At 59.6% G+C, this 6,322-nt stretch carries 8 protein-coding genes; 3 read left to right on the forward strand and 5 right to left on the reverse strand.

Features of this window, described 5'->3' with window-relative positions; translation table 11 throughout:
• On the reverse strand, nucleotides 1-578 hold a 578-nt coding region (locus CW742_RS05290; protein WP_292417488.1), incomplete at its 3' end, for an FAD-dependent oxidoreductase.
• A 25-nt stretch (nucleotides 579-603) separates the two neighbouring features.
• Entirely contained in the window at nucleotides 604-1,173 is a 570-nt protein-coding gene (locus CW742_RS05295) for a hypothetical protein (RefSeq protein ID WP_292417491.1), read from the reverse strand.
• A gap of 208 nt (nucleotides 1,174-1,381) precedes the next feature.
• Here CW742_RS05295 and CW742_RS05300 point away from each other — a divergent pair, with 208 nt between their 5' ends.
• Both CW742_RS05300 and CW742_RS05305 read left to right on the forward strand, forming a co-directional pair.
• Nucleotides 1,382-2,473 (forward strand): hypothetical protein, encoded by a 1,092-nt coding sequence (locus tag CW742_RS05300; RefSeq protein WP_292417494.1) that lies wholly within the window; start codon nucleotides 1,382-1,384, stop codon nucleotides 2,471-2,473.
• A gap of 88 nt (nucleotides 2,474-2,561) precedes the next feature.
• The gene (locus CW742_RS05305) at nucleotides 2,562-3,134 is read left to right on the forward strand and encodes an HdeD family acid-resistance protein (RefSeq protein ID WP_292417497.1); all 573 of its coding nucleotides are present in this window, start codon (nucleotides 2,562-2,564) and stop codon (nucleotides 3,132-3,134) included.
• A 36-nt stretch (nucleotides 3,135-3,170) separates the two neighbouring features.
• Here the strand turns inward: CW742_RS05305 and CW742_RS05310 are convergent, their stop codons facing one another.
• From CW742_RS05310 to CW742_RS05320, 3 genes are read right to left on the reverse strand one after another with little or no spacing between them, the layout of a single operon-like run.
• Complete coding sequence (locus tag CW742_RS05310; protein ID WP_292417499.1) at nucleotides 3,171-5,171, reverse strand: type B DNA-directed DNA polymerase; 2,001 nt, start codon at nucleotides 5,169-5,171, stop codon at nucleotides 3,171-3,173.
• Nucleotides 5,158-5,397, reverse strand: a complete 240-nt coding sequence (locus tag CW742_RS05315) for a hypothetical protein (protein WP_292417502.1) — start codon at nucleotides 5,395-5,397, stop codon at nucleotides 5,158-5,160. Before CW742_RS05315 ends, CW742_RS05310 begins: the two co-directional genes overlap by 14 nt.
• 14 nt (nucleotides 5,398-5,411) lie before the next feature.
• The gene (locus CW742_RS05320; RefSeq protein WP_292417505.1) at nucleotides 5,412-5,939 is read right to left on the reverse strand and encodes a hypothetical protein; all 528 of its coding nucleotides are present in this window, start codon (nucleotides 5,937-5,939) and stop codon (nucleotides 5,412-5,414) included.
• A gap of 57 nt (nucleotides 5,940-5,996) precedes the next feature.
• Here CW742_RS05320 and CW742_RS05325 point away from each other — a divergent pair.
• Nucleotides 5,997-6,322 (forward strand): SOS response-associated peptidase family protein (locus CW742_RS05325; RefSeq protein ID WP_292417507.1); only part of this gene is annotated, 326 nt, incomplete at its 3' end.

Here is a 6,322-nt window from a genome sequence, read left to right on the forward strand (position 1 = left end):
GCATCCGCGAGTGCCGCCTCCACAAACCGGGGCCCGAGCTCGTGGAAGAGCTCCACTTGGATGCCGGCACGCGAGACCGGGGATCGTCCCAACACCAGCACCCGGGAAATCGTGCTGCGGGGGCAGTCGGCGGCGATCAGGACCTTGTACCCGATATCCACACTCCCCCCCGGACCCCGCGTCGTGACCGTATTGATCCCCAGGCCGCAGACACCTGCGTGGAGCAGGTATCCTGCACCGGCATCGGCTGCATGCTCCGCCATCTCACGGTCAAGCATCCCGCGATCCACCACATACGCCATGGTCTTCTGTGCATCGATCTGGATCCGGGATCCCTTACCGGAGATAACCCGGGCCCCGGTGACCTTGTTCCGGACCGGACGCTCCGATACCCGGCACTCGGCAAACGCGGCATTTGAGAGGAGTCCGGCGCACTGGACCGGGTGCCCGATTGTCCCGTGCTCCTCGATGCAGAGCGTTGAGAGGCCCGCTGCTGCGCAGGCACCCGCCGCTGCACTGCCGGCCGGTCCGGCACCGACAACGACGACATCGTACTTCGCGGAATGAAGCGGGATCATGGCGGAGTTTTAAAAATGGGCAGAGTTATGACCTGCGGCCGGGCTTGTGGGTGGTACTGGCGGTGACCGGGACGGAATCATCACCCGTTTCACCGGGCCGGTAGAGCCCGAGCAGGATCGAAAAGATACCAAATGCAAAGGCCAGCGTTCCCACGATGGACAGGTACAGGTTGTCGGCAAATCCCGGGAAGTAGTAAAACAGCGCTGCAAGGAGTGCAAGCCCGAAGAGGATCATGGCGGGCAGGAAGATATACTTGGTCCGCGGGTGCTCAAGGGAGAGCGTGATATCAGTGAACCCGTTGTAGAATGCCACCGCTGCGATGATCAGGAGGAAGAGGATCGCAACAAAATCCGCGTAGATGATGGAGATGACACCCGCAATCAGCAGGGCGGCGGCTAACCCGAACCAGATACCGGACTCGTCGCCCTTCCCCGTGATGGCAAGGAATCCCAGGATGGCGATCCCCAGGATGATCAACAGCCAGAAGAACACTTTAAAGGTATTAAGCGTTATTTCCGGCAGCAGGAGCGCAAGGATACCAAAGAGGATTCCCACAAATCCCCTCATAAGGCACGAAGTTTTTGTATCAAACATGGTTTCACCGGGCAGTACCGCTGTCCGCTCTTTCGTGTACTGTATTTGTCAATTCAACTACAAAATGCATACTGTCGGGAATATATCGCAGAAGCAATGGGCAATGCAGGTTGCAGAGACAGGCACATTTCGCGAGACCCGACTGCGGGGCGATGTGTACTTATGGCCGTAAATGATACCGGATAGAACACACGAAGCGGAACCCCTTATGCCGACCCCTCCCGTACACTCCCCTGATTCCTCCCGGATTTCCGGGGTCATTGCCGGAGAACTGGCGCTCGCGGAGGAGAAATTTTCCGCCCTTCGGGCACAGCCTGAACCATGGCGCCTGCAGCAGGTCGTCCTTGCCCTCTGTATCCTGGCAAACATCGTCCTCTACATCATCCGCCCCGATTATATCATCCTCTTCATTGCCGCCAGTTTCTACCTCAACATGTTCTACTTCTTAACACTCCTTGTCCCGACAAGCCCGGGTGCAGTCTCCCTGCAGAAGCCGGAGATCACCCGCTTCCACACCTGGCTCTGGGAGAACGGCATCCGGTCCGGCACCCGGCAGTTCACCCGGATCTTCGTCAACGCATTCTTCATGAACTGCCGGACCCTGACCTTCCCGCTGGGGCTGCTCTTCTCCATTGACATTGTTTTCACGCTGATCGTCTGGTATGCCGGCCTCGTTCCCGGCAACACCGCGCTCTTTGTCATTGCCCAGTCCCTCATCATCATCACGTTCTACGGCCTTGTCTGGAAAGTCGAGCCTTTCACGGAAGGGTTTGCCCAGAACCTCGACCGGTTCAGGAGCCGGCTCTCCCGCGACCTGCCCCCTGCACTCATCTCGCTCCTGTTCCTCACCGGATTCCTGGCAATCGTCTTTCTCTTCCTCACGTCAATTATTCTCCTGCCGGGGATCACCCTGAACACCTTTCTTTCCGAGTCTGGTTTGAAGGAACTTGCGCACCTGGTTTCCCTGCTGGCGGTCCTTGCAGTCAGCCAGTACTTCATCGTCCGCACCCTCCACGGCCAGCAGAGCCGGGCCATGGCCGGCCGCCTGATGGAGTACCGGCTGTTGCTCCTGAAAAGCCTTACACGGGATATTGGAGAAGGCAGTGGTGATACCGGGGACATCGAGAGCCGGTACGAGATGACGTCCCGGCTCCTCGAATCGCGTATTTACCGGCTCACCCGGAATGCTCTTGCCGGCGCATTTCCGGTCTATGTGGTGGACCCGGACTTTTCTGTCATGATGGATACCACGACACTCACGGCGATCAAGGGATACATCCGGGAAGACCGTCATGAATAAAAGGTATCGGCTGCCCTGCGCGACCATACCGGTAAAAAGAGAATAGCGTAAATACTTGCCTCGATTATGTTAAACCGGTAATACAACCATGGCAGACGATGTAACACTCTCCGCCCAGGACATGGTCGAGCTCCAGCTCTTCCCCTGGTGGCTCCTCCTCCTCTGGGGGATCCTTGCACTGTTCCTTGGGATCGCTCTCCTCATGACTCCGGGGATGACCACGGTTCTCCTCATCACGTTCATGGGAGCCTACTGGCTCGTGGGCGGGATCTTTATGCTCGCCAGCCTTGCGGTTGACAGGACCGCGATGGGCTGGAAGATCTTCCTTTCCATCATCAACATCATCGCCGGCATCCTGATCCTTATCTACCCGTTCTATGCAACACTGTTTACCCTGGAACTCGTGATCATCTTCATCGGCTTCTGGGCCTGCTTTGTCGGGGCTGCCCACATCTTCCAGGCATTCACGAAGAAGGACTGGGGCAACGGCGTGATTGGAATCATCAGCCTGATCTTCGGCCTCCTGCTGCTCGTCAACTCCCTTGTCGCAGCACTCCTCCTGCCCTTTGTCGCAGGCGGCTTCGCCATCGTCATGGGCCTCTGCTCCATCTTTGTCTCGTTCATGGCAAAGAAGTGTGCGGATTCTGTGAAGGCGGCGTAATTTTTTTATCTTTTTTCTTTTGGCTGCCGCCTTTCTTCACCAGGCTGACAGGTTTGCACATTTCTCTGGCTGACACGCCGGCTGATTCCGCTTCCGGAACGCGAATGCGATCTCCTCCCATGCCTTGTCAAGAAGCCCGCGGTAATACTGCTGGTCGAAGGTCTTTGCTGCCCACACCGGCTCTGCCTGGTACCGCTTTGCATCGGTTACCACGTAGTGGATCTTCATGCCGGGGGCAACGGAAGCCCCCTGTTCCCGGTATGCCCGGACCGCAGCCCCTTCAATGCACCGGTGGGCGTAATTCAGGCGGCTGATCCTCCGGCTGATTGCCATTTCCTGCCCCGATGCTGAGGGGAGCCGGGCAATGGTCTTCCGATAGATCCCGCGGACGGTATCCCACACTGCATCCAGTTCCGCCACTGTTCCCGCACGGCCCATTTCTGTCAGCATCTCCTGTTGCATGGCGCGGATGAACTCCGGCGTGTCGTGCCGGCGGGCCGCAATCCCCCTGACCTTCACGCTGCCATCGGGAAGCCTGCCGAAGTACCGGTTGTACGCCCCGAACCCGTCCGCAAGCGGCAGGAAGACGATCCAGTCGAAGTGTTCACATTCAAGGTGCAGCCGTGTCTCCTGCTCGACCCGGGCTTTCAGGAGACTGACGTGGGCACCCTGCACCCAGAGGCAGTCCACGATCCCGTGCAGGACAGAAAACCCCATCTCCTCGGCAATATCCTTTGTTTTGATGAGGAGCTCCCGCGACTGCCTTGTTATCCCCTCGTGCACCTCGATCCTCCCGAACTTCGCGTTCTTGTAGCCCGTGTACCCGAAGCAGGTGACAAGCATCCACTTCAGGATGGAGTCGGTCCCGTTGAACGCGGGATCGGTTTTCTTCAGCTGCTTTGTCCGGATCCGCAGGTCGAGAAGGGGTTTGAGGACCGCAGGAAGAAAGCCCGGTTGTTCCGGGTGCCCGATGGTCTCCGGGGAGAGGTTCTCCTGCACGATGATTGAGGGGTACATGGACGTGAAATCGATCTCCTCCACGTTCCAGAATACCCCCGGCCGGGGCTGGAACATCATCCCGCCCCGGTCCGCTGCCTGGAGCGTGCTGATCCGCCGGATTGTCTCGCCGTCACTCTTCCGGAACGGGACCGCTATGTCCCACCGGATGGCCTCATACGTCTCGTAGCTGCTGATGAGAGTCCCCGGGGTGAAGCGCGAGACCAGGTTGGGGGAAAGCCCCGAGAGCCGGGCTGACATCAGGACACCTTCGAGCCCCCCCTCGCGGAATACAAACGACCGCTCTGTATCGATCAGGATTCTCCCGTCCGGGACAAGGGCAGCATCCTTGTGCTCCATCTTCCCGTAACTCCAGTACGAACGGGAGTTCATCGACCGGTACTTCCCGTTCCGGGAAAACGGCATGACGAGACCACGGTCCTGTGCCAGACGTTGGAGCCGGGGCATCCATGCGTCCGCATCCGGCATCAGGATGACATCCGGATCAAGGGATGAGATACGCGAGAAGAGGGCGGAAAGAACCGTTCCTTCGGGCCCGGAAAAGTGCTCGATGCGCTCGTGGACCACCTCGACCTCCGGAAGAGTTGCCGAACGCTCCGGCTCACCGTGGATCCGGATTGTGATCACGTCAAGATCATGAAAAATTTCAGGATAGAACCGGTCGCTGTTGTTCCCGCTGCACGGGAAGATCCCGTGTTCCGCCATGAACCGCTGGTCGCGGCGCACATCCACGTTGAAGAGCTGCACATCGTACTGCGCCTGCTCCTCGATGACCTCGGCAACCCTGCGGTCTGCAAAGACACGGTACCCCGGAAGACTGCCAAAAACTGTGCGGATAGTACACTCCTCCGCGTTGTACCGCTCCTCCAGCGCATCGATCATATCGTGGCTGGCATGCGGGTCGGTAAAGTGGACGAGAAACGGGGGGTCGTAGGGGTGGTGGACCCGGGTGACGGCCCCGCCCTCCTTTGTCCAGAGATCAATGCCGCCATTGCGGTACGCGGAGTCAAGGATCCACATCGTCGTTTCTCTCCGTATTGAGTCGCTCCTGGCGTTTGAGGATCTCAACCAGGACCGAGAACGTCGCTGCCTCCAGCGGATCGTTGCAGGCGACGAATGCCTCGCTGGAGTGCTCCTTTGCCAGGTCCGCGAGCTCCTTCCCGTATTTCTGGTCCTCCTTTCTGAGCGCACGGGCCGACCGGGCCCAGCGGTCCGCCACATCTTTTACGCCCAGGCGGGGGCTCACGAACGTCCGGCCCATCATCCCACATCCAGCGTGCGCTGCCCGCCGGCGAGTGGCCCGCCGTTCCGCTGCAATCGGATCGCCCGGGGCGAGATTCGCGATGAGAGGTCTTCGGCAGCCGCGATCTCGATGATCCGGTCTGCCTGGCGCATCAGCGCGGCAAACGTCCGGTCAATGGCCGGCGTATAGAGGATGACCAGCGACTCCCGGCCGGCATCCTTCAGCGCCCCGGCAACCGGTGCAAGTATCTTCTCCGCGCCCTCGAAGAGCGTGGGGTCGTGCTCGACAAGGACAATGGTGTGCGACGCCTCCCGGAGCACCGAGAGGAGCTGGTGGGCCGTGAACGCCCGGCGGATCTCGAAGTTCGTGCTGTCCCGGTGGATCCCTGAAAGGACCCGGGAGTAGTTCCCGCCGATGTAGAGGAAGAGGAAACGCTGGAGATCCGCGTTGCTGTTGATGGCCGAGACCATCATGTGTACCGGTGCAACCACCGCGTTGCAGCTGCCCGGGTAGAGGCTCATTCCCTTACGGATCTCGATCTGCATAGCACCGGATCGCTGCTGCGCAGCAGGAGATAAGGCTCAGGCTGGCGGGGGGTGAAAGTGCCCGGCACGTTCCGCAAGTTTGATGAGGCGCGGGGCGCGATGAGAGGGATGATGTGCAGCCGGTACGCGCTCTGGGCCGTGGATGATTTGGGGGGTCGCTTCCTCATCGTTGATCCCACCATCGGGTTCCGGTCCCATTTCAACATAGCACCGCGATCGGAGAACCCGGTGGTTGTTTCAGCGGAGAGCAGGAACCGGATCCGGCTGATGGAGTGGGGGCTTCTGCCGCACTGGGCAAAGGATGGATCGACACTGCCCCGCCCGATCAATGCACGGGCCGAGTCCCTTTCAGAAAAGCCGATGTTCCGGCAACTGCTTGAGGA

The organism is Methanoregula sp., assembly GCF_002835825.1.
Classification (GTDB): Archaea; Halobacteriota; Methanomicrobia; order Methanomicrobiales; family Methanospirillaceae; genus Methanoregula.